Origin of the sequence: Streptomyces sp. NPDC001663, from assembly GCF_042893105.1 — a bacterium.
Taxonomy (GTDB): Bacteria; Actinomycetota; Actinomycetes; order Streptomycetales; family Streptomycetaceae; genus Streptomyces.
Map to the genome: position 1 here is coordinate 26,388 of NZ_JBIAUR010000003.1, position 22,354 is coordinate 48,741.

Consider the following 22,354-nt stretch of genomic DNA (forward strand, 5'->3'; position numbering starts at 1 on the left):
TGAGCTGAGGTCGGCCACCTGAGCAACCCTTGCCGGACAGCACCGGACGAGGGAGTGAGCCATGGTCGTCACCGGCGGAGCGCCGAAGGGTGCGGAGCAGGGGACCGGGAGCCCGGCGAGAAGCGGGCCCGGGCCGCGGCCGTGGCAGGCGATAAGACGCAGGCTGCTCGCCTCCTTCGCCGCCCTGGCGCTCGCTCCCCTCGTCGCCGCCTCGCGCGCGCAGCGGCCTGTGGACGGCTCCGAAGCACCCGAGAACGCGGGGGCCACGGCCTTCGACGAGATCTACCAAGGCCGCCGTATCCAGGGCACCTTGCTCGCCGCCGACGAATGCGGTGCCGACGACTACGAGTGGCAGGTCACCGTGGACGGTCACCCGCTGCACCTGATGCGTCGCGCCGACGGCAGCTGGCTGACCATGATCGACCACTACAGCTCGTACCGCACCTCGCTGGAGGCGACCCGGGCGGCCGTCGACGAACTCGGCCCCGGGCGGCGGCTGCGCGATCTGGCCCCCGGCCCGCTCGGCGGAAGCCATCTGCACTTGGGGGCGGCGCATGGCGTACGTGCGTAAGGACGTCAGCAAGCTGACGAGTGCCGAGCGGCGGCGGTTCGTGAACGCGCTGCTCGAGATCAAATGGCGTGGTGTGTACGACGAGTTCGTGCGGATGCACATCGCGTACTACACGGCCGACGGTGAACGCGGCCTGCGTGCGGCCCACATGGGGCCCTCCTTCCTGCCCTGGCACCGCCGCTTCCTGCTGGAGCTGGAGGGGGCGCTGCGCCGGGTGGACCCGGCGGTGACGGTGCCGTACTGGGACTGGACGCGGCATCGTTCGGCGACGTCCCTGCCCTGGACGGACGACCTGCTCGGCGGCAACGGCCGCAGCTCGGACCGCATGGTCGTCAGCGGGCCGTTCGCGTACCCGCAGGGCTACTGGACCATCAGGGAGGGCGTCACCGACGGGCCGTTCCTGACCAGGGACCTGGGACGCTCCGGCGATCCGATCGTGCTGCCTACGAAGGCCGAGCTGGATTCGGCGCTCGCCGAGCGGGTCTACGACACCTCGCCCTGGGACTCCACCTGCACCAAGGGGTTCCGCAACAAGCTGGAGGGGTGGAGGACCGGGCGGGACGACGTCCACTGGCGCAACCACAACCGCGTGCACCGCTGGGTCGGCGGTGCCATGCTCGGCGGGGCCTCCGTCAACGACCCCGTCTTCTGGCTGCACCACGCCTTCGTCGACCTGCAGTGGACCCGCTGGCAGCGCAGGCACAAGGGGGCCCGCTATCTGCCGGCCGGGCAGCCCGGCGCCGGCGACGCGCAGAGCGGGCGGATCGTCGCCCGGCACGAGAAGATGCCGCCGTGGGGCGTGACGCCGGACGAGATGGAGGACGTGAGCCGGATCTACCGGTACGCCTGACCCGGCGTCGCGTCGGCCCCCTTGCTCAGCCCAGCCGCCGTACCGGTGCCCCGTCCAGGAACGCCCGGATGTCCTCCACCGCATGGCCGTAGTACGTCTCGTAGTTGGACCGCGAGACATAGCCGAGGTGGGGTGTGGCGAGCAGGCGGGGGGCCGAGCGCATCGGGTGGTCGGCGGGGAGGGGCTCGAGGTCGAAGACGTCGATGCCCGCGCCGGCGAGGCGGCCCTCGTGCAGGGCGGTGAGCAGGGCGTCCTGGTCGACGATCGCGGCGCGCGAGGTGTTGATCAGGTACGCAGTGGGCTTGAGCAGGGCGAGTTCGGCGGGGCCGAGCAGGCCGCGGGTGCGGTCGCTCAGGGCCAGGTGGACGGAGACGTAGTCGCTGGTCGACAGCAACTCCTCCTTGGAGGCGGCGAGTTCGACGCCCACCTCGTCGGCGTACTCCTTGGTGAGGTTCTGGCTCCAGGCGGTGACGTGCATGCCGAAGGCGAGGCCCACGTGCGCCACGCGGCTGCCGATCTTGCCGAGGCCGAGCAGGCCGAGGCGGCGGCCGTGCAGGTCGGCGCCGACCGTCTGCTGCCAAGGGCCGCCGGAACGCAGGGAGTTGGCCTCCTCGACGATGCCGCGGGCGAGGCCGAGCAGCAGGGCCCAGGTCAGCTCGACGGGCGGCGTCGAGGAACTCGCCGTACCGCACACGGTGACGCCGTGCGCCTCGGCGGCGGCGTAGTCGATGACGGTGTTGCGCATGCCGGAGGCGACGAGCAGCTTCAGACGGGGCAGGCGGGCGAGGAGGGAGGCGGGGAAGGGGACGCGCTCGCGCAGGGTGACGACGATGTCGAACTCGGCGAGGGCGGCGGCGAGTTCGTCCTCGGTGGCGATGTGTTCGGGGAAGGACGTGACCTCCACCCGCTCGGCCACCGGCGACCAGTCGGCGAGCTCCGTCGCCACCTGCTGGTAGTCGTCGAGTACGGCGCAGCGCAGTCGCACGGCGGGTCCCTTTCTTCGGCGTACCTGGTCAGGTCAGTAATGGTCCCGCATGAGGTCGGGTGGCCGAGTCGGGCCGGGCGGTGAGCCCCTGGGGGCCGAACTCGGGTCGTGGGGCGCTGTCAGTGGGCGATCCGCCCGGCCTTGGCCTGTACGTGGGCGACGTAGCGGACGGTGAAGACCATCGGGACGGCGAAGCCGGCGATCTGGATGAGGGTGGCGGGGGTGGAGTGGCCGTGTCCGGTGTGCGCCTCGTAGGCCAGTGCCAGGGCGGTCAGGGCGAAGGCGGCGGTCCATACGGCGGTGATGACGACGTTGACGCGGATGAACGGCTTGAGCTCCCACAGCTCGCGGGGCGTCGTGCGCTTGGCGATACCCAGCGTGAACGGGCGCCCGATCGCCAGCGAGCCCCCGGCGATGACCGCGAGGACGCCGGAGGACAGGGCGGCGGAGTACGTGTGGACGCCGGAGTGCGGGTCCGCGAAGGCGATGGCCGCCAGGGCGGCGAAGAAGGCCGCCGATCCCGTTTCGATGATGAGCGCGTCGAATCCGGCGCCCGACCGCTTCTGCTCGACGATGATCGCCACCGCGACCACCAGGGCCGCCAGGGCTCCCCACTGCCAGTCTCCCGAGGGGATGACGGCGAAGACGATCCACGGCAGGAAGGTGCGCAGGTACGACATCGGGGACCCCCGGTTTGTAAGTTCCTCTTCCGACATGTCAAAAGTAGAAGGTCTAGCTGCGACATGTCAATAGTGGAAGGTGGAGGGTAGGGTGGGCGCATGAGCCTTCGACACGCACTGCTCGGGCTTCTCTCGGAGCGCCCCGCCAGCGGGTACGACCTGCTGAAACTGTTCGAGACGTCGCTGGCCAACGTCTGGCCCGCGACGCAGAGCCAGATCTACACGGAGCTCACCAAGCTGGCCGGCACCGGTCTGATCACGGTGGCGGCGGAGGGCCCGCGCGGCCGCAAAGAGTACGCCATCACCGACGAGGGACTGGTGGAGCTGCGGCACTGGCTGACCGAGACCCCTCCACAGCGGAACACCCGCAGCGACGTACTGCTGCGGGTGTTCTTCCTCGGGGTGCTGACGCCCGATCAGGCGCGGTCCTATCTCACCGAGTTGATGGAGATGTCCGAACAGGGGGCGGAGAGCCTGCGTCGTCTGTCGGACTCCATTGACTGGGACGACGACAACCTGTCGGTCTACGGCCGGATCGCCCTGGAGTACGGCCTGCGGTTCAACGCGATGCGGCGGGAGTGGGCGGAATGGGCGGCCGGGCAGATCAGGTAGTCGTGCCTTTCGAGGCGGTGCGGGTCGGCTTGCCCAGCGCCCAGAAGAGCACGCCGAGGAGCATGAACCCGACGAGGGGGACGGCCTCCGTCAGCAGGTACTTGACGCGCTCGTCGTGGCTCCAGCCGTCCGGCGCGTAGTCGGTGCCGAACCAGTTGTCGCCGGCCCCGGGGGCGACGAGCTGCAGGGTGGCGAACAGGACGAGCACCGTGAGGACGATGCTGATGGCCAGGGGAGCGGGTGCCTTGTAGGGGCGGGGGACTTCCGGGGCCTTGCGGCGCAGGACCGCGAGGGCCGGGAAGATGCCCAGGTAGCTGACCAGCGTGGTGGAGACGGCCAGGCCCAGGACGGCGCCGAAGAGTTTCGCCGCGCTGCCGTTGGTCAGTTCGTGGGCCAGCACCAGGACGACGGTGGAGACCAGGCCGCTGAGGATGTTGACGCGCACCGGTGTGCCGAAGCGGCTGGAGATGACGCCGAGGAAGCGGGGCGCGGCGCCGTCGTAGCCGGAGACGGCCAGGGCGCGGTCGGAGCCCATGACCCAGGTGACGCCGGAGGAAAGCACCGTGAGGATGAACATGATCGCGGCGAGGTCCCCGAGCAGGCTGCCGGCACCGCTGAGCGTGGCCGTGCCGTCGGAGGCGACATGGCCGCCGTACACGGTGAAGACCTGGCGGATCGCGTCGATGAAGCCGCCGAGGCCGGTGATGGCCTTGACCGGCAGGACGAGCAGGATGCCGAGGATCGGCAGCGCGTAGAGCAGGACGGCGAGGCCGGCGCTGCGGAAGATGGCGAAGGGCACGTCCTTCTGAGCGTCGGTCATCTCCTCGCCGGCGGTGTTGGGCAGCTCGAAACCGACGTAGTTGAACATCAGGACCGGCACCAGGCCGACGAATCCCGCGTACGTCGGGGAGAAGTCGCCGAGCCCGAAGCCGTGCAGGCCGTGCTTGACGCCGTAGATGACGACGGTGACGGTGAACAGGCCGAGCAGGACGAAGCGGCTCCAGGCGCCGATGGTGGGGATCCACTTGCCGACGTCGAAGGAGAGGATCGCGGCGAGCACGCCCACCCAGACGAACACCAGGGTGAAGACGTAGAAGGCCGGGGTGCTCAGGTCCTTGCCGTCGTTGAAGAAGGTGGTGAAGGCCGTGACGGCGGAGACGGAGAGCGTGCCGCCGAGCCACACCGGGTTGGTGATCCAGTACAGGAAGTTGTTGACGGCGCCCGCGAGGCGCCCGAAGGCCCGGCTGGTCCAGATGTAGGGGCCGCCCTCGTCGGGGAAGGCGGCCCCGAGTTCGGCGGTCAGCAGCGCGGACGGCACGAAGAACACGACGGCCAGCACGATCAGCCAGGTGAAGGCCTCGGCACCGGACGAGGCCACCGTGCCGATGGTGTCCACACCGACGATGGTGCAGAGAAGGAAGAAGAGGATGTCGAAACGGCCGAAGTGCTTGCGCAGCTTCTGCCGTTCCGTCTGGGCTGCCGCCGGCGCTCCGGCCGGCTCGAATGCTATTTGCTCAGCGGCCACCGGGAGCTCCTGCGTGTGGGTGGGTGCGGGCGCGAGATTTGGCCAATGATCTGCCGCCGCACAAAAGCCCACAAGCGTTCATGGACAAGTCTTGACCATGACTTCTTCGCACGAAGCCACCGGAAACCGCACAGAAACATGGGGGTGGCGATGGTGAGGAGTGGAAGCGCCCCCGGCAGGACTCGAACCTGCGGCCAAGCGCTTAGAAGGCGCCTGCTCTATCCACTGAGCTACGGGGGCCGGGTGTGTGGCCTCTGTCTTGGGTGCCCGGGTGTGGGCCGGTCCGTGACGTTGCCGGGGACAAGGATAGGGCTCCCGCGTCCTTGTCCCTGTTGCTTCGCCTCCGTGGCTCGATGTGGAGGTTCGGTGAAGCGGTCCTGATAATCGCAGGCAGGTACGAATCGTGCATCGCTTTTGGGCTCTCACGCACCGGGTGTTGTGCACTCGTTATGCCTGGACTGTGCCTGCGTCCCAGTCGCCCCTTCCGTCCCTTGTGTCCTGTCGGCGCGCAGACATGCTCATATGCTTCAGAATTCCCCTAAAATTGGGCATTCTTCGCATGTGGTGACCTTGGACGTACGGCCTCAGCTGCTCGACGCACTTTCCGCCCTGCGCGACCGTGTCGCCGCCGCACGCTTTCCGCTGCCCCTGGCGGGGGCTCCACGCGCGCGTGCCAACCGCGACGAACTGCTCGCGCAGCTCGACGACTACTTGGTGCCCCGGCTGAGAGAGCCCGAAGCGCCCTTGCTGGCCGTCGTGGGCGGATCGACCGGCGCCGGCAAGTCGACCCTCGTCAACTCCCTTGTGGGGCGGCGGGTCAGCGAGGCGGGTGTGCTGCGGCCGACCACGCGGACGCCGGTGCTGGTGTGCAACCCGGAGGACCATCACTGGTTCAGCGGGATGCGCGTGCTGCCCCAACTCACGCGGGTGTGGGTGCCCCATCGGGACGCGCAGGACGACCTGTTGCTCCCCGACGAGAACTCCGCGCGCGTGCTGCGCGTCGAGACCGCGGACACGCTGCCGCGCGGCCTCGCCCTCCTCGACGCCCCCGACATCGACTCCCTGCTCTCCGACAACCGCGTCCTGGCCGCCGAACTCCTCTGCGCCGCCGACATCTGGGTCATGGTCACCACGGCCGCCAGATACGCGGACGCCGTCCCCTGGCATCTGCTGCGTACCGCCAAGGAGTACGACGCCATGCTCGTGACGGTGCTCGACCGTGTGCCGCACCAGGTCGTCTCCGAGGTGTCGCGGCAGTACGGCGCGCTGCTCACCAAGGCCGGCCTCGGCGACCTACCGCGCTTCACGGTGCCCGAACTGCCCGAGTCCGCCTGGGGGAGCGGGCTGCTGCCGGCCACCGCCGTGGCTCCGCTGCGGAACTGGCTCGTGCACCTGGCGCAGGACCCGGCCGCCCGGCAGCACGCCATGGCCCGCACCGCCTACGGGGTGCTCGACTCCCTCAAGGCCCGGATGCCCGAACTGGCCAGTGCCGCGGCCGCCCAGTACGCGGCCGCCCTGCGGCTCACCTCTGCCGTCGACGGGGCGTACGACAGCGAGTACGCGCGCGTGCGGGGGCGTCTGCAGGCCGGTGCCGTGCTCGCCGGGGACGCCCTGAAGCGGTGGCGGGCCTTTCCGCTCGACTGCACCGCCGGTGAGCTCCTCGACGCGCTCGTGGGGAGCCTGGCCGCGCTGCTGCTGTGCTCCGTCACCGCCGCCGACGAGCGCGTCGACGAGACCTGGCGACGCGAACCCGCGGCGCGCGCACCGGAACTGACGGAGCGCGACCCCTCCCTGGAGACCGCCGAGCACCGCATCGGGATGGCCGTACGGCGGTGGCGGCGGGAGCTCGAGGAGTACGCCGAGGAGGAGGTGCGCGACCTGGACCGCAATGTCGCGCCGGACCCCGAGGTGGTCGCCGCCCTCGTCGCCACCGTGCTGCTGGGCGGCCGCCGGGCGCGCTCGGCCGGTGAGTCGCTCGCCGAGCGGATCGGCGCGCACGGAGCGCTGCGGCTGCGCGACCGGGGCGGGCGGCTGCTCGCCGACCATCTGGACCGAGTCATGCACACCGAACGCGAGCGCCGTCTCGCGCCCCTCGACGCGCTGGAAGTCCATGCCGAGCCCCAGGCCGAACTCATCGCCGCGCTGTCCGTCATGCAGAAGGAGAGGTGACCGGTGACCGCCGTCACTGACCAGGACCACACCGAGCACGCTGATCACACGGGCCACACGAAGCACGGTGATCACACCGATCGCTCGGAGGGCGCGGGCTCCGAAGTCGAGCGCCCCGAAGAGGGAGCCTCCCCGGACGCCGCCAAGGACGCCTCAGGGGAGGACATGTCCGGGAGCGGCCTTCCCGAGGGCGCTGCGGATGAAGAGGGCGCTGCGGAGGACCGGGCCGGTGAGGAGGCCGGCGACGGGGCCGGTGACCGGGAACCGGCCGAAGGTCCGCGCTCCGGTGCGACCGACGAGCGGCACGCGCGCGTGAGCGACGACGACAGCGACGGCCGTAAGCACGGCGTGGGCTCGGGTCGTGGCGACGGCGACGGGACCGCTCGCAAGGACGTGGCGGGCGCCATCCGCAAGGGCGGTGACGGGCTAGGCCGCAAGGGCGGTGACGGGCCCGGTCGTAAAGAAGCCGGCGGACCGGGTCGCAAGGGTGACGACCGCTCGGGTCGTACGGACTCCTCGGGCGTCTGGGACGACGGGCTGATCGCGCGGCGGGTGAACGAGGACAGTGCCGGGGCCGAGCCAGTCGCCGTCGTAGACGTCCGGGCGCACGGTCCGCATGCCGTGGCGCCGCTCGTCTACGACCGGCCGTTGCGGTTGCGGCTCGAGGCCTTGCGGGAGCTGGTCGGGCTCTCCCGGACCCGGCTCGACAGCCGCACGCTCGCGGAGGCCGGGCGGGTGCTCGACGAGGCGGCGGCGCGGCGCAGGCTTTCCGGGCAGCACACCGTGGTCGCCATCGCGGGCGCGACGGGCAGCGGCAAGTCCACGCTCTTCAACACGCTTGCCGGGGTGGCCATTTCGGAGACGGGTGTACGACGGCCCACCACTGCCGCGCCCATCGCGTGCAGTTGGAGCGACGGCGGGGCGAGCCTCATCGAGCGGCTCGGCATCCCGCCCCGGCTGCGGCGGCGCCCGTTGCAGAACTCCGAGGCGGAGGCGCAGTTGCGCGGGCTCGTCCTGGTCGACCTGCCCGACCACGACTCGGCCGCCGTACAGCACCGCGAGCAGGTTGACCGCGTCCTGGCGCTCGTGGACGCCGTCATCTGGGTCGTCGATCCCGAGAAGTACGCGGACGCCGTCCTCCACGAGCGCTATCTGCGGCCCATGGCGGGGCACGCCGAGATCATGTTCGTCGTCCTCAACCAGACCGACCGGCTGCCCGGCGAGGCCACCGACCAGGTGCTCGACGATCTGCGCCGGCTGCTCGACGAGGACGGGGTCGCCCTGGGGGAGTACGGCGATCCGGGCGCCATCGTGCTCGGGCTGTCCGCGCTCACCGGGGACGGCGTCGGCGAACTGCGCGAGGCGCTCGGCCAGTTCGTGGCCGAACGCGGGGCCGCCGCGCGCCGGATCTCCGCCGACCTCGACTCCGCCGCGGCGGGGCTGCGCCCCGTCTACGCCACGCGGCGGCGGACCGGGCTGAGCGAGGAGGCACGCGACGAGTTCGCCGCCCGGCTCGCGGACGCCGTGGGCGCCACGGCCGCGGGCGAGGCCGCCGAGCGCGCGTGGCTGCGCAACGCCAACCGTGCGTGCGGGACGCCCTGGCTGCGGCTGTGGCGGTGGTACCAGGACCGGTACGAAGCGCCCACGGGGCGGCTGACGTTGACCGGGCAGGCGGACGAGGAGGCCACGGCGCGCCAGCGCGTCGAGCATGCGGTGCGGACGCTTGCCGACCGGGCCTCGGCCGGGCTGCCGGCGCCTTGGGCGCAGGCTGTGCGGGAGGCGGCCGTCCGAGGCTCACAGGGGCTGCCCGAGGCGCTCGACGACCTGGCGGCGCGGGCGGGACTGCCGCCGGGGCGGCCGCCGCGGCCCGGGTGGTGGCCGGCGGCCGTGCTGGGGCAGGCGGCCATGACCGTCCTCCAAGTCATCGGCGGGCTCTGGCTGTTGGCCCAGATCATCGGGTTCATGGCGCCGAACCTGGGGGTGCCGGTGCTGCTGATGGTGACCGGCATCGTCGGCGGCCCGCTCGTCGAGTGGGGCTGCCGGATGGCGGCACGGGGGCCTGCCCGGCGCTACGGCACGGATGCGGAACGGCGGTTGCGGGAGGCGGCCGCCGGGTGCGGGCGGGCGCGGGTGCTGGATCCGGTGGCGGCGGAGCTGCTGCGGTACCGGGAGGTGCGGGAGCAGTACGGGCGGGTCACGGGGGTGACGGGAGTGGGGGTCACGACCGGGTGAGCCCGGGTGTGATGGTGGGCCCCTCGGCTGATGATCACTCGTCCGGGTGACGGTGTTGTCCACAGGCTGGGGGTGATCCACAGGGCTCAGCGGGCTCGGCCCGACGGAGGCAGTCTGGCGGTGCGGCGATCGCGAGGGACGTGATCGCCGCGGCAGACGCAGCCGTACGGGACGGGCCCGTACGTGTATCCGCCCGGCCCCGGCGGCCGGGTGAGGGAGGGACTCGCGATGAACGAGACGATCATCTGTGCCGTGGGCAACGTGGCGACGCAGCCGGTGTACCTGGACCTGGCGACGGGGCCGTCGGCGCGGTTCCGGCTCGCGGTGACCTCGCGCTATCTGGACCGGGAGAAGAACGCCTGGACCGACGGGCACACCAACTTCTTCACGGTGTGGGTCAGGCGGCAGCTGGCCGCGAACGTGCAGGCCTCGCTCAACGTCGGCGATCCCGTCATCGTGCAGGGCCGGTTGAAGGTGCGCTCGGATGCGCGCGAGGGGCAGAACTGGATCTCGGCGGACCTCGACGCGGTGGCCGTCGGACACGATCTCGCGCGCGGTACGTCGGCCTTCCGGCGGGTGGTCAAGCCGGACGCCGGCGCGGCTGTTCCGCAGCAGCCCGAGCCCAACTGGGAGACCCCGCCCGGAGGTTCGCAGCAGGTCGCGGCTCAACAGGAGCCGGAGCCCGCCGCGGTGACGTGATGTCAGACAGTGCCCCGAGCTGACCGGACTGCGGCTTATCGGCGAATGCGCTCCGAACGACCCGGTGGATTTGTCGATAAGCCCTGCTCACAGCCGTCTTGGCGATAACGATTCCGAGTCGGATCGGTTGTACGACGGTATGACTGGGAAGCGCGATGCTCCGCGTCCCTAGGATGCCGGGCATAGCTCTCGGGGCTTCTGATTCTGCTGGTGGGACCACACCCCCCACATCAACGGGTCCTGCTCGAAGGGGAATTTGGTGTTCTTTGCTTCGTTCTCTGCGTTTGCCGTGCGCAGGCGAGGGGCGGCCCGCCTCGCCGCCGTGACGATGGTGTCCGGGCTCGTGGCCGCCGGTGTGCTCACCGGGACCGGCGCGGCCGCCGCCGAGGAGACGACACAGAGCCAGGGCGGGGCGACGGCCACCATAGGTGGGCTCAAGACGTACGGCGCGGCCGTCATCCACGAGGACACCGGGGACCAGCAGGTCTCGGCGGGCCTGTTCGAGATGTCCGTCGACGGCGGCGGCATGCTGCAGACGTACTGCGTCGACATCCACAACCCCACGCAGCGGGACGCCAAGTACCACGAGACCGCCTGGAGCGGCACGTCGCTGGGCGCCAACAAGGACGCCGGCAAGATCCGCTGGATCCTGCAGAACTCCTACCCGCAGGTCAACGACCTCGCGGCGCTCGCCGCCAAGGCGGGCGTCAAGGGCGGCCTGACCGAGCAGGACGCGGCGGCCGGCACCCAGGTGGCCATCTGGCGCTACTCGGACGGGGCCGACGTCGATGCCGTGGACCCACAGGCCGAGAAGCTCGCGGACTATCTCCAGAAGAGCGCCGTGGGCGTCGCGGAGCCCCAGGCGTCGCTGACCCTGGACCCGCCCGCGGTCTCCGGTCACCCCGGTGAGCTGCTCGGCCCGGTGACCGTGCACACCAACGCGGCCGGTGTGACGCTGACGCCGCCGGCGGACGCGACCACCAGCGGGGTGCGGATCGTCGGCAAGGACGGCAAGCCGCTCACGTCCGCGGCCGACGGCAGTCAGGTCTTCTTCGACGTGCCCGAGAAGGCGGCGGCCGGTTCGGCCGAGCTGACCGTGCAGGCCTCGACCACCGTGCCGGTCGGCCGGGCCTTCACCTCCGAGAGCCGGAGCCAGACGCAGATCCTGGCCGGCTCCAGTGAGTCGACGGTCTCGGCGACGGCGAGCGCGACCTGGGCGAAGAAGGGCGCGATACCCGCTCTCTCCGCCGCGAGGAACTGCACCAAGGGCGGCGTGGACATCACCGCGGCCAACCAGGGCGACGAGGCGTTCACCTTCGAGCTGATGGGCGCCGAGCACAGCATCCCGGCGGGCGAGTCGCGCACGGTGACGATTCCGCTGCAGGAGGACCAGGCGTACGACTTCACGATCACGGGGCCCGGCGGCTTCGCGAAGCGGTTCACCGGCGTCCTCGACTGCAAGACGCAGAGCGAGGCGGGCGGCGAGACGACCCAGACGCTCAGTGAGCCGAGCCCGGCCACGGTGGGCGGCGGCACGTACGACGACACCAACCTCGCCGCGACCGGCGGCTCCAGCGCGACCCCCCTGATCGCGGGTGTGGCCATCGCGCTGGTGGTGATCGGCGGCGCGGCCCTGGTGCTCGTGCAGAAGAGGAAGACGCCGACGCAGGACTGAGACGAGACGCGGGGCCGGACGGCAGGATGGCCTCATGACCAAGCCATCCGCACTTCCGGAGCACCACACCCCCTCTGGCTCCGTGCTGTCTCTCTGGTCGCACGACTCGGTGCTGTCGATCGGTTCGGTGGGGTCGGTGCTGTCCATCGGCTCCGTCGGCTCGGCCCTGTCCGTCGGCTCGATCGGCAGCGCGCTGTCCGTGGGCTCGATCGGCTCGGCGCTGTCCCTGATCTCGACCGGATCCTGGCTGAGCAAGGGCTCGCTGCTGTCCGCACAGTCCCAGTGGTCGGTGCTCTCCTGGCGCTCGTCCCGGTCGTTCCGGTCGGCCGGGGCGGTGGGCGCGGTGACCGTGACTGCGCTGCTGCTGGCTCGGCGGACACTGCAGAAGTCGTCCGACGTGGTTGGCTGAGCTGCGGCCGACGACTGCGAACCCGCAGGTCAGGGGCGTGCGGCCAAACGGGTTTCCCCCGCGGGGTGGACGTCGGGCAAGATGGGGTGTTACTTGCCGCCAGAGGGCATGAAACAGCCCCTCACCAGCGGTTTTGCTGCCGATGAGGGGCCGTGTCAGGCGGCTTGGGCCGTCTCTGGGCCGTCGTGGGCGTGACCGGCGGCCCGGTACATCGCGGAGATGGCTTTCCGGGTGCGCGTCTCGCTGGACGGCATGAGGTGCGTGTAGACGCGGAGGGTGAACCCCGGGTCACTGTGGCCGAGGTAGAGGCTGAGGGCCTTGATGTTCTCCCCGGCGTCCAGGAGGACCGAGGCGTAGAAGTGGCGTAGGGCGTGCATGCCGTGTTCGCGGGCCACCGCGAACCGCTGCCCCTTCTCGGGGACGGGGATGATCCCGGCGGACGCCAACGCGGGCTTCCACGACTGATCGTTGAACCCTTGGCTCCAGATGGCGGAGTCGACGCTGTTCGTGAAGATCAGCCGGTGCGTGACCTTCGGGCCGTCCGGCCTGAGCCACGGCAAGGTCACCTCGACAGGCGGGAACCGCTTCATGTGCTCGTGCAGCGCGGCCGACACCTCGGGATCGAGGGGGACGTCACGGAGCTTGCCGCGCTTGGGCGGAGCGAAGACGAGGGTCCCGCGCACCTTCTTGACCTGTTGGCGGACGTAGAGCCAGCCGAGATCCCCGATGTTGTCGACGGCCAGCCCGAAGATCTCGCCCTGTCGCAGGCCGCACCCGGCACCGACGTCGACCATGGCTTGGTAGCGGTCGGGCAGTCCGGTCCGTACGCCGAACACTTGCTCAGCGGACCACGGATGGACGCGTGTCGGCAGGGGGCGAGGTGCCTTGACCGATCGGGCCCGGCAGGGGTTCGAGGCCAACAGGCGGTCATCTACAGCCGCGTTGAGCACCGAGGAGACGGCGTCGAAGATCAGGCGTCGGTACTGGGCTGACGACACGGCCCCTTCGAGCTGGCGGTTCCAGTCGCGGATGTGCTCCGGCTGGAAGGAGCCCACGGGGCGCGTGCCGAGGTAGGGCAGCGCGTGCAGCCTCAACCGGCCTTCGACGGCGGCCCGGCTCGTGAGGTCGATGGTGAGCGCGGCCAGCCACTTTTCCGCGTACTCCCGGAAGGTGATCCGCGCCGCTCGCGGATCGATGTACTGCCCGCGCGCCATGTCCGCTTCGATGTTGGTCAACCAGGCGTCGGCCAGTCGCTTTTGCTTGTCGGGGAAGCCCTTCGACTTCTCCGTCCCGTCCGGGGCGACGTAGCGGGCGCGGTAGCGCAGACCTGTGCCGTGGCGCTCAGTTTTGACCTTGCGGGTCTTGCCGTCCGGCCCTACCTCGGCCTTGTACCAGCGGTCTTGGACGTGTCCGGCCATCAGGCAGCGACCCCCTCAAGCTGGGAGTCGACCCAGGCGCGTACGTCTTCCGGGTCGAAGCGGAGATGCCGGCCGACGCGGAAGCCGCGGGGACCGGTGCGCTTGCGGCGCCATTGGTAGACCGTCTCGATGCTGGGCAGGTCGAACATCTCGACCAGGTCGTCAGGGGTCAGGAAGCGGTTCGGCAGCTCTGATGCCATGGTCACCACTCCCTTTCGTCGACGAGCGTGCGCAGTTCTTCCCGGGCTGTTTCTCGGCCGAGTTGGAGGTCGCGGGCGATGGTGGCGGCGAGGGCGGATTCGCCGGGGGTGTGGCCGTGTCCGGCGTACTGCCAGTCGGTGAGGACGAGGACGGTGTCCGGCTCGTGGTCGTCCAGGCCGAGCGCTTCACGTTCCTGGGCGGCTCGGTAGTCGGCGCGTGCCTTGCGGAGGGCGCCGAGGGTGATCGAGTAGCGGCGTGACTTGGAGCTGAAGTGGCCACGGAAGCCCAGCATGTGAGCCCACGCCCAGAGGCGGCGGTCCGGGTAGAGCGGATCGAGTGCCTTGCACGCTTCGATCAGGCGGCGGGTGTGGTCCGGGACCTGGTGGCGGTCGAGTTCGGAGAGCTCACCGATGCGTCGGTCGAGGGTGCCCGTGTTCTCGGCCGCCTTGGTCGCGTACTTGGCGACGTAGGAGGCGACGGCCTGTTCGGTGATGTCGGAGCCGTCACCGAAGGCCTTCACGGGGCGTACATCGAGCTGTATGCCCCAGCGGAACGTACGGGCGGGCTGGTCGTCGGCGGCCGGGACGGAGACCGAGGTGTACGAGTGTCCGGCGGCGGCGCGGATGGCGTCGGTGAGGAGGTCGACCGTGGCCCAAGCGGGCGGTGGGGTGTCGGGTCCCTCGGGGCCATCGAGGCGGATCACGGCATGGAAGTGGAGGGCGCCGCGTTTCTGGAACTCGGCGACCTTGCCGTATGAGACCCGTACGTGGTTGGGGAGTTCGCGGCGGGGGAGTCCGGCGCGGGCAGCGATCTCGCGGCGTAGGCGGGTGGTGAAGCGCTGCCACAGGTCGCCCGCGTGGTTGTTGAAGAGGACGGCGCCCGCGTAGTCGTACGACGTCGGGTCGAGAGCGGTGCCGAGGGCGGGATCGTCGGCGGTGTGGCGGGTGCCGCAGCGGCAAGCGCCTCGGTCGGGGCGGTTGTGGACCGGGCCGAAGGACGGGGCGGTGAGGGTGGCGAAGACGCGGGGGTGGTCGCGGACGGTGGCAGGGATGTCGCGGTTGTCGTCTCCGGCGAGTCCGGCGCGGATGAGGTGGTAGGTGTCGCCCGCGTAGGTCCAGGCGCAGGCCGGGCAGCGGGAGGCGCGGCGGTTGCCGCAGGCGACGCGGAGGCGCCCGCCCGGCTCGTACTCGGTGGAGTAGTGGTGCAGGGTCTCGCCGGTGGTCTTGTCTTTGCGGAGGACCCAGCCGGTCAGGTGGATCGGGTCGGCGCAGCCGCCAGTGCGGCGGACCTGGTCTTCCCAGCGTGTGTAGTCGGAGGCCGAAGCCACCCTCAGCAGGTCGCCGAGGGTGGTCGGGTCGAGCAGCTCGTCAGACACGGGCGCCCTCCCGCGTGCGGCGGGTGCGGGTGACGCCGAGACCATTGCAGGCCGGGCAGTGCGCGGTGATGGTGCGCAGGTGGCCGTGCCGGTCGCGGCCGCCGAGGGTAACGGCAGCGGAGGCGAAGCCGTCGCAGTTCGGGCAGATCCGGTCGGTTGTGGCGGTGGCCGGGGTCGGGCCGGTCATGATGGAGGTTCCTTCCGGTTCTTCTGGATCGGGCAGGGACGGCGCCCGGAGCGGACGAGACTTGGCGGTTGAGGCCGCTCCGGGGGCCGGTCAGCGGTGCTTGGCCTCGGAGGCCAGCAGGGAACGCAGGACGACGGCGACCACGGCGACCGAGACGCCCGTGATGGCCACGGCGAGCAACAGCGAGACCAGGACGGCGCCGACGACCAGGACGACGGCGGTGCCGCCGCCGACGAGGGCGATCACGGTGCCGGGGGTGAGCTGGACCACCGGCCGGGACGGTGCCGGGGCCACCGGTGCGGGCGGCGGAGTCTGAGCGGCCGGGACGATGGCGGTTGGCTCGACGACGGCGGGCGGGGTGACGCGGCCGGTCGGCGTCGGCATGGCCGGGATCTTCGGGCGGAGCATGAGTGAACTCCCTTCTGAAGTGGGCTACTTGACGAGGGCGTTGAGCGCGGGGGCCAAGACGCTGTCGGCGAGGAGGAAGCCGCCGAGGAGGAGTACCGCGATGAGCCAGGCGGGCGGGCGGATGAGCTTGACGCCGAGGTAGCCGACGACGAGCAGGGCGAACCAGAGCGGGACGTCCATGGGGGCCTCCTAGCGGACGCGACAGCGGTGGGTGCGGGCGGCGAGCTGGGCGGCGGTCTGGCTGGTGTAGTCGGCGGACCAGCCGCAGCGGTCGGCGGTGCATACGGCGGCGTGCCGGGTCTGGCCGTGGCGGTCGCGGTGGGTGCCGATCTGCACGGGGCCGATCTGCATCAGCGAGTGAAAGTGGTCGCGAGCGGGCATGGCGGGTGGTTCTCCTTCCTGGTCAGGCGAGTTGGGCGGCGATCGCGTCGGCGAGGTGAGGCGGGACGCCGAGGCGGGCGCGCAGGGTGTCGGTGTCGATCGGGGCCCCGGTACGGGTCCGGTGGTCGTCGGCGACCTTGCGGGCGTGGTCGACGAGCGCGGCCGGAACCGGGACCGCCGGAGGCTCCGGGGCACGGTCGGCGGCCGGGAGTGCCGGGGGCTTGTCGGTAGCCGGGACCGGCTCCGGGACGGGGGCGGGTTCGGGTTCGATGTCGGGTTGGGGGGCCGGGGCTGCGGGTGCCGGCGGAACCGGCACCCGGTCCCCGGCCGGAGTCGGCGAGTGGGCGAGCAGGGTGCTGCCGAGGAAGGCGAGGGCGGGCCATCCGGCGACGAGGATGCGCAGCCAGGCCGGGGGGCTGGTCAGGTCCAGGAGTCCGGCGGTGGCGATGTTGGCGCCGAGCGAGGCAACCAGGGCGATCAGGAACCAGAACCAGGCCGTCACGGACCGGTCGATGCGCAGCCGGTGCAGCACGCACACCAGCAGCAGGTCAACCGAGAGGGGATAGGCCCAGGCCTTCCAGCCGCCCTGCCCGGCCGCCGCGGCGAGGTCATGCAGGTGGGCGAAGGACAGCGAACCAACGATCACGGCCAGGGCGAGGACGATGGGGCGGATCGAGCGGGTCACGGTCACCACCCCTCGCCGGGGTATTCCGGGCCGTCGGTGGGGTCGTAGCCGGGCGGGAACAGGCCGGGCGGCGGCTCCGGCAGGGATGCGGCCAGGCACGGGCCGACGGCGTCGACGAAGTCGAGGTCGGCTCCGAACATGTCGGCGTAGAGGGCGAGTTGGCCGAGCATGACGACGGTGCGGGCGAAGTCCTCGCAGTGCTCACACATGCCGCTCACCCCTGCGAGCGGCGGTCAGCCACACGCTCAAGCCAGCGCGCGGTGAGGCTGTCATCGGCCATGAGGAGTTCCGTGCCGACCGGGTCGCAGTTGCCGTAGTCGGCGTGGCGCCGGTCGGTCTGGGCCTGGCGCTGTTCTTCCAGTTCGGCGGCAGCGGTGGTGTCGTCCTTGCGGTTCATGGGCTTCCTCCTGGTTTTCGGCATGGAGGGGGTAGGGACCTGGCGCGAGACGGTCGCGCCGACCGGGGTGCGTTGGGTGGGATTAGGCGGCCGGGGAGGACTCGACGGCCGGAGCATCGACCGGCTTCAGATGGCCGAGCGCGGGCCGGAACGGGGCCAGGGCGGGCAGGTCCGGGGTGCGGTCGACGTGCCGGTTGCAGGTGTTCACGGCCTGCCGCAGCGAGGTGTGCGGGGCACGGATGCGGTGCCAGCCACCGGTCGAATCGCCCGCGATGGCGACGCCGCGCATGTCGGCTGGGATCTGGATCGCAGCAAGGACGGCGTCCGGGGCGATGTCGCCGAAGGCCATGTTGGCGCTGGATTCGTCGTTGACGCGGTGCGCGGTGCGGCCGGTGAGCTGGGCGCGGAGCATGGTGATGCCCTTGCCGAGTTCGGAGCCGAAGCGCTGCCCGCAGATCTCCAGGTAGATCCCGGAGGCACGGCCGAGCTGGGCGAGCCGGGCGAGCGCGGTGATGATCCGGTCCCGACGCTTCTCCTCTTCCTTGTTGGCGAACAGGGCGAGTTCGGCGACCTCGTCGACCAGGACCACGATTGGCACCGGCCGCAGTTCGGCGGGCAGGTCCCAGATGTCGGCGGCGATCTCCGCGTCCGGGACGTCGGCGGTGATGCGCTGCTCGGCGCGGATCAGGTGGTAGACGCCCTCCATGTGCTGGACGAGTGCGTCGAGTAGGTCGGCGGCGGCGTCGGGGTTGTCGGCGAGCGCGGAGAACCGGCGGGCCAGCGGGAACAGTTCGACGCCCTGCTTGCAGTCGATGCCCACCAGGGCGACGTCCAGCGGGGCGAGCCCGGCGACCAGGTTGCGCTGGTAGACGGACTTGCCGGACTCGGTGGCGCCGAGGGTGAGGGCGTGCGGGATGGCCCGATAGTCGCGGTAGTGGACGGCACCGTCCTCGCGCAGAGCAACGGGGACCCGCATCGGTGTCGTGTCGGTCTGAGCGGGCATCTGCACCCGCTTGAGGACGTCGTAGCCGGTCATCCTCAACTCGACGACGCCCGAGCGGACTTCGCGGGACGTGACGCCGTACATCGAGAAGGAGTGGCGTAGCCGGTCGGAGGCGGCGGCGATATCGAAGGCGTCCTGTCCGGGCCGGAGCTTGAGCCGCAGGACCAGGCCGGTCCGGGTGGGCCGCATCCGCAGAATGCGCGGCGGGCGGGACTCCGGCACAGGCCGGTTGGCGACCCGGGCGAGGGTGAGACGCCAGCGCGAAGGCGGGACAGTCAGGCCGCAGGCGTCCATGACCGAGCCGTACTGGACCAGGACCCGCAGCATGGCGAGGACGGCGCCGAAGGCCAGCCAGTACCAGGCGGGGCGCCGCCACCGCAGGAGACCCGCGGCAGCGACGACCAGCACGAGCGCGACCGTGAACCAGGTCATGGTCAGGCCGCCTTGGGCTTCGTGGCAGCGGCGGCGAGCGAGGTCACGGCGACCGCGCGGAAGGCGATGCCGTGCCGCTTCTGGCCGTTGAACTCGTTCTCCCACGGCCGGGCAATCAGGCCGGTCAGCGCGACCGGCGTACCCATGCCCAGCTCACCGGAGATGCCCGGCTCCGGGACGGTGATCGACAGGATCTCGACCTCGTCGTTCGCCGCGAACATCACGTCGACGGTCATCATCTTCGCGCCGGTCTCGGCGTCCATGGCGATCTCGCCGGTACGGCGGTCCTTGACCTTGGGCTGCGGGGTCTTGGCGACCATCACGGTCGCGGCGGAGGTGTCAACGGGAATCTGACGCACAGCAGATCACTCCTGTAGAGATGCTGGACTCCGTCACTCATGTATATGAGTGACATGAAGAAGAGTGCCTGACTCCTATACATGAGTCAACCCGCCGCGAAGAAGAACTCGCGACGGGCTGCGGGGAGTTGGGTGCGCGTCAGTCGGCGGCGGGGATCCGGTACTCGAAAACGAACTGGTCAGCGGCCATGAGCGTGTCGCAGACCTCGACCACGAGACCCTCGGTCGTACGGGCCTCACGGATCAGGTGAACTACCGGCGCCCCGGGGCTCAGCGCCAGCTCGGACGCCTCCGCCTTGGAGGCGGGACGCGCCTGCAGCGTCTCAACGAACTCCGCGAACTCGTGCCCGTGGTCCTCGAGTCGGGCGTAGATGCCACCGCCGCCGGGGTTCTCGGCGAACAGCTCCGGGATCTCCTTGACGACGTCCCAAGGGAGGTACGACGTGGCGGTCTCGACGGGCGTGCCGTTGCGGAAGTAGAGCCGCCGCCGGGCGAGCACCTGGGTGCCGGCGGGGACCCCCAATCGTTGGGCAGCATCCTCCGGGGCCTCCATCGGGCCGATGTAGAGGACGCTCACCTTGGCCGTGGCGCCGGACTGCGCGGACTCGGCGAGGTACGCGGCCTTGCCGCCCTGGCGAAGCGAGCGCCGGAAGCGATCGGAGGAGCGGTGCCGTACCGGCGGCCGATCCTTCACGATCGAGCCCTTGCCGTGCCGGGTCTCGACGAGCCCGCTTGCGCGCACCTCGACCATGGCCTTGCGGATCGTGCCGCCGGAGACGCCGTAGCGCTCGACGAGGTCGGCTTCACTCGGCACCATGTCACCAGGCTTGATGATCCCCGCCCGGATCTGCTGAACGATCTCGTCGGCGATCTGCACGTACCGAGGTACGGACCGCTCTCCTCCTACTGCGGTTCCCATAGTCCTTCTCTGCCTCCTATGCTCCTGTACATGAGTACATCACGGGAAGCAAGGTCGTCGATGCCGCTGCACTCCGTATCTGTGGCCGGAGTGGTGGTGCGCGACGACGGCCGCCTCCTGGCGATCCGCCGCGCCGACAACGGCACTTGGGAACTCCCCGGCGGCGTACTCGAACTCGACGAGACCCCCGAGGCGGGCGTCGCCCGCGAGGTCCTGGAGGAGACTGGCATCCACGTCGAGGTGGACGAGCTCACCGGCGTCTACAAGAACACGACCCGGGGTGTCGTGGCCCTGGTCTTCCGCTGCAAGCCCTCCGGCGGCATCGAGCGGACATCAAGCGAGTCGACGGCCGTCGCGTGGCTCACGCCCGACGAGGTCGCGGAGCGCATGGCCGAGGTCTTCGCAATCAGGCTCTTGGACGCCTTGGACGGCAACGGCCCGCACGTACGGAGCCACGACGGCAAGCGCCTCATCCCGGCGGGATAGGACTTTCCCTACTTCATCAAGGCCCGCGCGCGGCGCGGGCGCGCGCCGCCCCTGCGCGGCCCGCCTCTGTCTTCGCCCCGGCTGGCCGCGCCAGGCGGCGCGCTGGCGAGCTGCGGGCATGAGGTAGGAGACACCCTCTGTGGCTGGGGCGGTCGGCTCCACGGCTTTAGGCAGCCACCATGGGGCGAGCCTCTAAGATCATGGCCCCAACGTCGTGCTTTACCGGGCAGGTCCACAGACTGCCCGACGCGCCGGAAGCTTACGGGGCCATGATCACTCGCCCCATGGCAGCTCCAGCCCAAAGCCGCTCCGCCGACCGCGTGGGCAACGCACGCAGCTTCAACGAACTACACCCCTTTATCGGGCAAGCTCACTTGCAATTCTCTTTGTACCAATCCTCCATTGCCACGTTAACCACATTGGCGGTGTAGCAGTCGCGAGCCCAGTCTCTCTCTGTAAGCTTCTGGTTATCTTCATTCAGGTTGTAGTTGAAATCGTGGTCCAGCATGATGGGCGGAACCAAGAATCCCGAACTTCCTTTAGCTGCGAGTTTGGCTGCCTTATTGACGACGTCACCCATATAGACGATGTCAGAAATGCCGCTTCCGCTATATCCGGCCTTAATCATTAGCGCCCGGCCGTAAGCCGCACCGAAACCCACCTCGATAGGGTCGCTATATCCGGCTTTGCTCAGCTTAAAGTTGAGCACTTTGACAAGACTATTGCAGCGCGCGATGACCGAGAAGACTTCATCGATGTTGCGCTTGTACGGCGTGTTGAAAACAGCCCACACGCCATCTCCGACAATATTGATCTCTCGCGCCTGCTCGCTGCCGTTCATAATGGCCACCATTTCAGAAATGTAGGCACGGTAGAGTTTGGCCAGTCTCGGGCGCTTGTACTTCTCCGGCAGGCTTGATGACTTGCGGATATCGGCAAATAGTGCAGAGCAAGATGCATAAAAGCCATTGGTGTAGGTCAGCTTATCCCTATCGGGGAGCTCATGTGTCTCCTCGTAGTTCCCTGAGGGCAAAGCCAAGATGTCATCGATGCGAGAAAAGCTAGACACGTGATTGTATGCCTTGTAATTGCTATCCATGCCGATCGATCCTCCTAAGTGAAGTGGATAGCTACTGCGGTAGCTGCAAGTGTCGGAAGAGCCAGAAGCAAACTCGTCAACCCGTAATTACCCCATCGGTATTTGTCGCGCGCCACGTGCGCATTAGCCCAAATCTGTGACGCAATCTCAGATACAAGTAGATCGGCATCTGCCGTCAAAGCCTTCAATTGCTCAATGTAGAGATCGCTTCCACTCCTTCGCTCATACTTGCGAGCGATGTGATGGTAATAGAGCGGACTTGTGGGTTCTTCTTCAGACCGCAATCGAGGCCGGAGCGCCAGTCCTGCGCAAAGCGCCGCTAGAGCAGTAAAGAGCGTGCAAGCGGATGCGCAGACCAAGGAAATGCACGAGAATTTCTTCTCCTCCTTCACGAGATTGTACAGAATTGTTGCGGTGACTCCGGAAGATGCAAGTGTGGCCGCCGCTTTTGTTTCTGCATGCTTAATCCAGTCAACAACTAGAGAAAGAGCTTTCCAAGCTTGATCGGGGTTAGTGATGATTGCGGGCGCAGCAGTGGGCTTGGCGCCGAACCATCTAGGCTTTGGCATTCAGAACCTCCAAATCAAATGTGAAACA

At 69.6% G+C, this 22,354-nt stretch carries 27 protein-coding genes and 1 tRNA gene; 9 read left to right on the plus strand and 19 right to left on the minus strand.

Going from position 1 to position 22,354, the window contains the following annotated elements:
* Positions 1 to 61 precede the first annotated feature (61 nt).
* Positions 62 to 571 (plus strand): tyrosinase family oxidase copper chaperone, encoded by a 510-nt coding sequence (locus tag ACFY1L_RS10645; RefSeq protein ID WP_388821283.1) that lies wholly within the window; start codon positions 62 to 64, stop codon positions 569 to 571.
* The gene (locus ACFY1L_RS10650; RefSeq protein ID WP_388821286.1) at positions 555 to 1,421 is read left to right on the plus strand and encodes a tyrosinase family protein; all 867 of its coding nucleotides are present in this window, start codon (positions 555 to 557) and stop codon (positions 1,419 to 1,421) included. Before ACFY1L_RS10645 ends, ACFY1L_RS10650 begins: the two co-directional genes overlap by 17 nt.
* 25 nt (positions 1,422 to 1,446) lie before the next feature.
* On the opposite strand, the gene ACFY1L_RS10655 is transcribed toward ACFY1L_RS10650, so the two are convergent.
* Together ACFY1L_RS10655 and ACFY1L_RS10660 are read right to left on the minus strand one after the other, a co-directional pair.
* Positions 1,447 to 2,406, minus strand: coding sequence for a D-2-hydroxyacid dehydrogenase family protein (locus ACFY1L_RS10655; protein ID WP_388821289.1), 960 nt, complete (start codon positions 2,404 to 2,406; stop codon positions 1,447 to 1,449).
* A 119-nt stretch (positions 2,407 to 2,525) separates the two neighbouring features.
* Positions 2,526 to 3,086, minus strand: a complete 561-nt coding sequence (locus ACFY1L_RS10660; protein ID WP_388821292.1) for a hypothetical protein — start codon at positions 3,084 to 3,086, stop codon at positions 2,526 to 2,528.
* A gap of 99 nt (positions 3,087 to 3,185) precedes the next feature.
* Between ACFY1L_RS10660 and ACFY1L_RS10665 the strand changes: the two genes are divergently transcribed.
* Positions 3,186 to 3,698, plus strand: a complete 513-nt coding sequence (locus ACFY1L_RS10665; protein WP_388821295.1) for a PadR family transcriptional regulator — start codon at positions 3,186 to 3,188, stop codon at positions 3,696 to 3,698.
* Here the strand turns inward: ACFY1L_RS10665 and ACFY1L_RS10670 are convergent.
* The gene (locus tag ACFY1L_RS10670) at positions 3,691 to 5,223 is read right to left on the minus strand and encodes an APC family permease (RefSeq protein WP_388821298.1); all 1,533 of its coding nucleotides are present in this window, start codon (positions 5,221 to 5,223) and stop codon (positions 3,691 to 3,693) included. The genes ACFY1L_RS10665 and ACFY1L_RS10670 overlap by 8 nt on opposite strands.
* Positions 5,224 to 5,390: 167 nt before the next feature.
* Positions 5,391 to 5,463, minus strand: a tRNA-Arg gene (locus ACFY1L_RS10675).
* Positions 5,464 to 5,784: 321 nt separating this feature from the next.
* Here ACFY1L_RS10675 and ACFY1L_RS10680 point away from each other — a divergent pair.
* The 5 genes from ACFY1L_RS10680 to ACFY1L_RS10700 all read left to right on the plus strand — a co-directional run bounded on the left by ACFY1L_RS10680 (position 5,785) and on the right by ACFY1L_RS10700 (position 12,407).
* Complete coding sequence (locus ACFY1L_RS10680; protein WP_388821301.1) at positions 5,785 to 7,392, plus strand: dynamin family protein; 1,608 nt, start codon at positions 5,785 to 5,787, stop codon at positions 7,390 to 7,392.
* A gap of 3 nt (positions 7,393 to 7,395) precedes the next feature.
* Positions 7,396 to 9,624, plus strand: coding sequence for a GTPase (locus tag ACFY1L_RS10685; RefSeq protein ID WP_388821303.1), 2,229 nt, complete (start codon positions 7,396 to 7,398; stop codon positions 9,622 to 9,624).
* Positions 9,625 to 9,852: 228 nt separating this feature from the next.
* Positions 9,853 to 10,323 carry a single-stranded DNA-binding protein gene (locus ACFY1L_RS10690; protein ID WP_388821306.1) on the plus strand — a complete coding sequence of 157 codons (471 nt, stop codon included), beginning with the start codon at positions 9,853 to 9,855 and terminating at the stop codon, positions 10,321 to 10,323.
* A 328-nt stretch (positions 10,324 to 10,651) separates the two neighbouring features.
* Positions 10,652 to 11,998, plus strand: a complete 1,347-nt coding sequence (locus tag ACFY1L_RS10695) for a Cys-Gln thioester bond-forming surface protein (RefSeq protein WP_388822888.1) — start codon at positions 10,652 to 10,654, stop codon at positions 11,996 to 11,998.
* A 34-nt stretch (positions 11,999 to 12,032) separates the two neighbouring features.
* Positions 12,033 to 12,407: a hypothetical protein gene (locus tag ACFY1L_RS10700; RefSeq protein WP_388821309.1), complete on the plus strand. Its 375-nt coding sequence runs from the start codon at positions 12,033 to 12,035 to the stop codon at positions 12,405 to 12,407.
* A gap of 155 nt (positions 12,408 to 12,562) precedes the next feature.
* Here the strand turns inward: ACFY1L_RS10700 and ACFY1L_RS10705 are convergent, their stop codons facing one another.
* From ACFY1L_RS10705 to ACFY1L_RS10765, 13 genes are all read right to left on the minus strand, one after another.
* The gene (locus ACFY1L_RS10705; RefSeq protein WP_388821311.1) at positions 12,563 to 13,825 is read right to left on the minus strand and encodes a tyrosine-type recombinase/integrase; all 1,263 of its coding nucleotides are present in this window, start codon (positions 13,823 to 13,825) and stop codon (positions 12,563 to 12,565) included.
* Positions 13,825 to 14,025: a helix-turn-helix transcriptional regulator gene (locus ACFY1L_RS10710; RefSeq protein ID WP_384268160.1), complete on the minus strand. Its 201-nt coding sequence runs from the start codon at positions 14,023 to 14,025 to the stop codon at positions 13,825 to 13,827. Before ACFY1L_RS10710 ends, ACFY1L_RS10705 begins: the two co-directional genes overlap by 1 nt.
* A gap of 2 nt (positions 14,026 to 14,027) precedes the next feature.
* The gene (gene repSA / locus ACFY1L_RS10715) at positions 14,028 to 15,401 is read right to left on the minus strand and encodes a replication initiator protein RepSA (protein ID WP_384268162.1); all 1,374 of its coding nucleotides are present in this window, start codon (positions 15,399 to 15,401) and stop codon (positions 14,028 to 14,030) included.
* Positions 15,394 to 15,588 (minus strand): hypothetical protein, encoded by a 195-nt coding sequence (locus tag ACFY1L_RS10720; protein ID WP_384268165.1) that lies wholly within the window; start codon positions 15,586 to 15,588, stop codon positions 15,394 to 15,396. The genes repSA and ACFY1L_RS10720 overlap by 8 nt, the downstream gene beginning before the upstream one ends.
* 90 nt (positions 15,589 to 15,678) lie before the next feature.
* Complete coding sequence (locus tag ACFY1L_RS10725) at positions 15,679 to 15,996, minus strand: SpdD-like protein (protein ID WP_388821316.1); 318 nt, start codon at positions 15,994 to 15,996, stop codon at positions 15,679 to 15,681.
* 24 nt (positions 15,997 to 16,020) lie between these two features.
* Complete coding sequence (locus tag ACFY1L_RS10730; protein WP_384268171.1) at positions 16,021 to 16,176, minus strand: hypothetical protein; 156 nt, start codon at positions 16,174 to 16,176, stop codon at positions 16,021 to 16,023.
* Between the two features lie 9 nt (positions 16,177 to 16,185).
* The gene (locus ACFY1L_RS10735) at positions 16,186 to 16,377 is read right to left on the minus strand and encodes a mobile element transfer protein (protein WP_384268174.1); all 192 of its coding nucleotides are present in this window, start codon (positions 16,375 to 16,377) and stop codon (positions 16,186 to 16,188) included.
* 22 nt (positions 16,378 to 16,399) lie between these two features.
* On the minus strand, positions 16,400 to 17,062 hold the full coding sequence (locus ACFY1L_RS10740; protein WP_388821320.1) for a DUF2637 domain-containing protein: 663 nt from the start codon (positions 17,060 to 17,062) through the stop codon (positions 16,400 to 16,402).
* Between the two features lie 2 nt (positions 17,063 to 17,064).
* The gene (locus ACFY1L_RS10745; RefSeq protein ID WP_388821323.1) at positions 17,065 to 17,271 is read right to left on the minus strand and encodes a hypothetical protein; all 207 of its coding nucleotides are present in this window, start codon (positions 17,269 to 17,271) and stop codon (positions 17,065 to 17,067) included.
* 5 nt (positions 17,272 to 17,276) lie between these two features.
* Positions 17,277 to 17,459, minus strand: coding sequence for a hypothetical protein (locus ACFY1L_RS10750; RefSeq protein WP_388821326.1), 183 nt, complete (start codon positions 17,457 to 17,459; stop codon positions 17,277 to 17,279).
* A gap of 82 nt (positions 17,460 to 17,541) precedes the next feature.
* The gene (locus ACFY1L_RS10755; RefSeq protein ID WP_388821329.1) at positions 17,542 to 18,894 is read right to left on the minus strand and encodes an FtsK/SpoIIIE domain-containing protein; all 1,353 of its coding nucleotides are present in this window, start codon (positions 18,892 to 18,894) and stop codon (positions 17,542 to 17,544) included.
* A gap of 2 nt (positions 18,895 to 18,896) precedes the next feature.
* The gene (locus ACFY1L_RS10760) at positions 18,897 to 19,253 is read right to left on the minus strand and encodes a hypothetical protein (RefSeq protein ID WP_388821332.1); all 357 of its coding nucleotides are present in this window, start codon (positions 19,251 to 19,253) and stop codon (positions 18,897 to 18,899) included.
* Positions 19,254 to 19,392: 139 nt separating this feature from the next.
* Positions 19,393 to 20,172 carry a GntR family transcriptional regulator gene (locus tag ACFY1L_RS10765; protein ID WP_388821335.1) on the minus strand — a complete coding sequence of 260 codons (780 nt, stop codon included), beginning with the start codon at positions 20,170 to 20,172 and terminating at the stop codon, positions 19,393 to 19,395.
* A gap of 18 nt (positions 20,173 to 20,190) precedes the next feature.
* Here ACFY1L_RS10765 and ACFY1L_RS10770 point away from each other — a divergent pair, with 18 nt between their 5' ends.
* Positions 20,191 to 20,658, plus strand: coding sequence for an NUDIX hydrolase (locus ACFY1L_RS10770; protein WP_388821337.1), 468 nt, complete (start codon positions 20,191 to 20,193; stop codon positions 20,656 to 20,658).
* 370 nt (positions 20,659 to 21,028) lie between these two features.
* Here the strand turns inward: ACFY1L_RS10770 and ACFY1L_RS10775 are convergent, their stop codons facing one another.
* Both ACFY1L_RS10775 and ACFY1L_RS10780 read right to left on the minus strand, forming a co-directional pair.
* A complete protein-coding gene (locus ACFY1L_RS10775; RefSeq protein WP_388821339.1) occupies positions 21,029 to 21,757 on the minus strand; it encodes an adenylate/guanylate cyclase domain-containing protein in 729 nt (242 codons plus the stop codon).
* A gap of 14 nt (positions 21,758 to 21,771) precedes the next feature.
* Entirely contained in the window at positions 21,772 to 22,326 is a 555-nt protein-coding gene (locus ACFY1L_RS10780; RefSeq protein WP_388821342.1) for a Pycsar system effector family protein, read from the minus strand.
* Positions 22,327 to 22,354 lie beyond the last annotated feature (28 nt).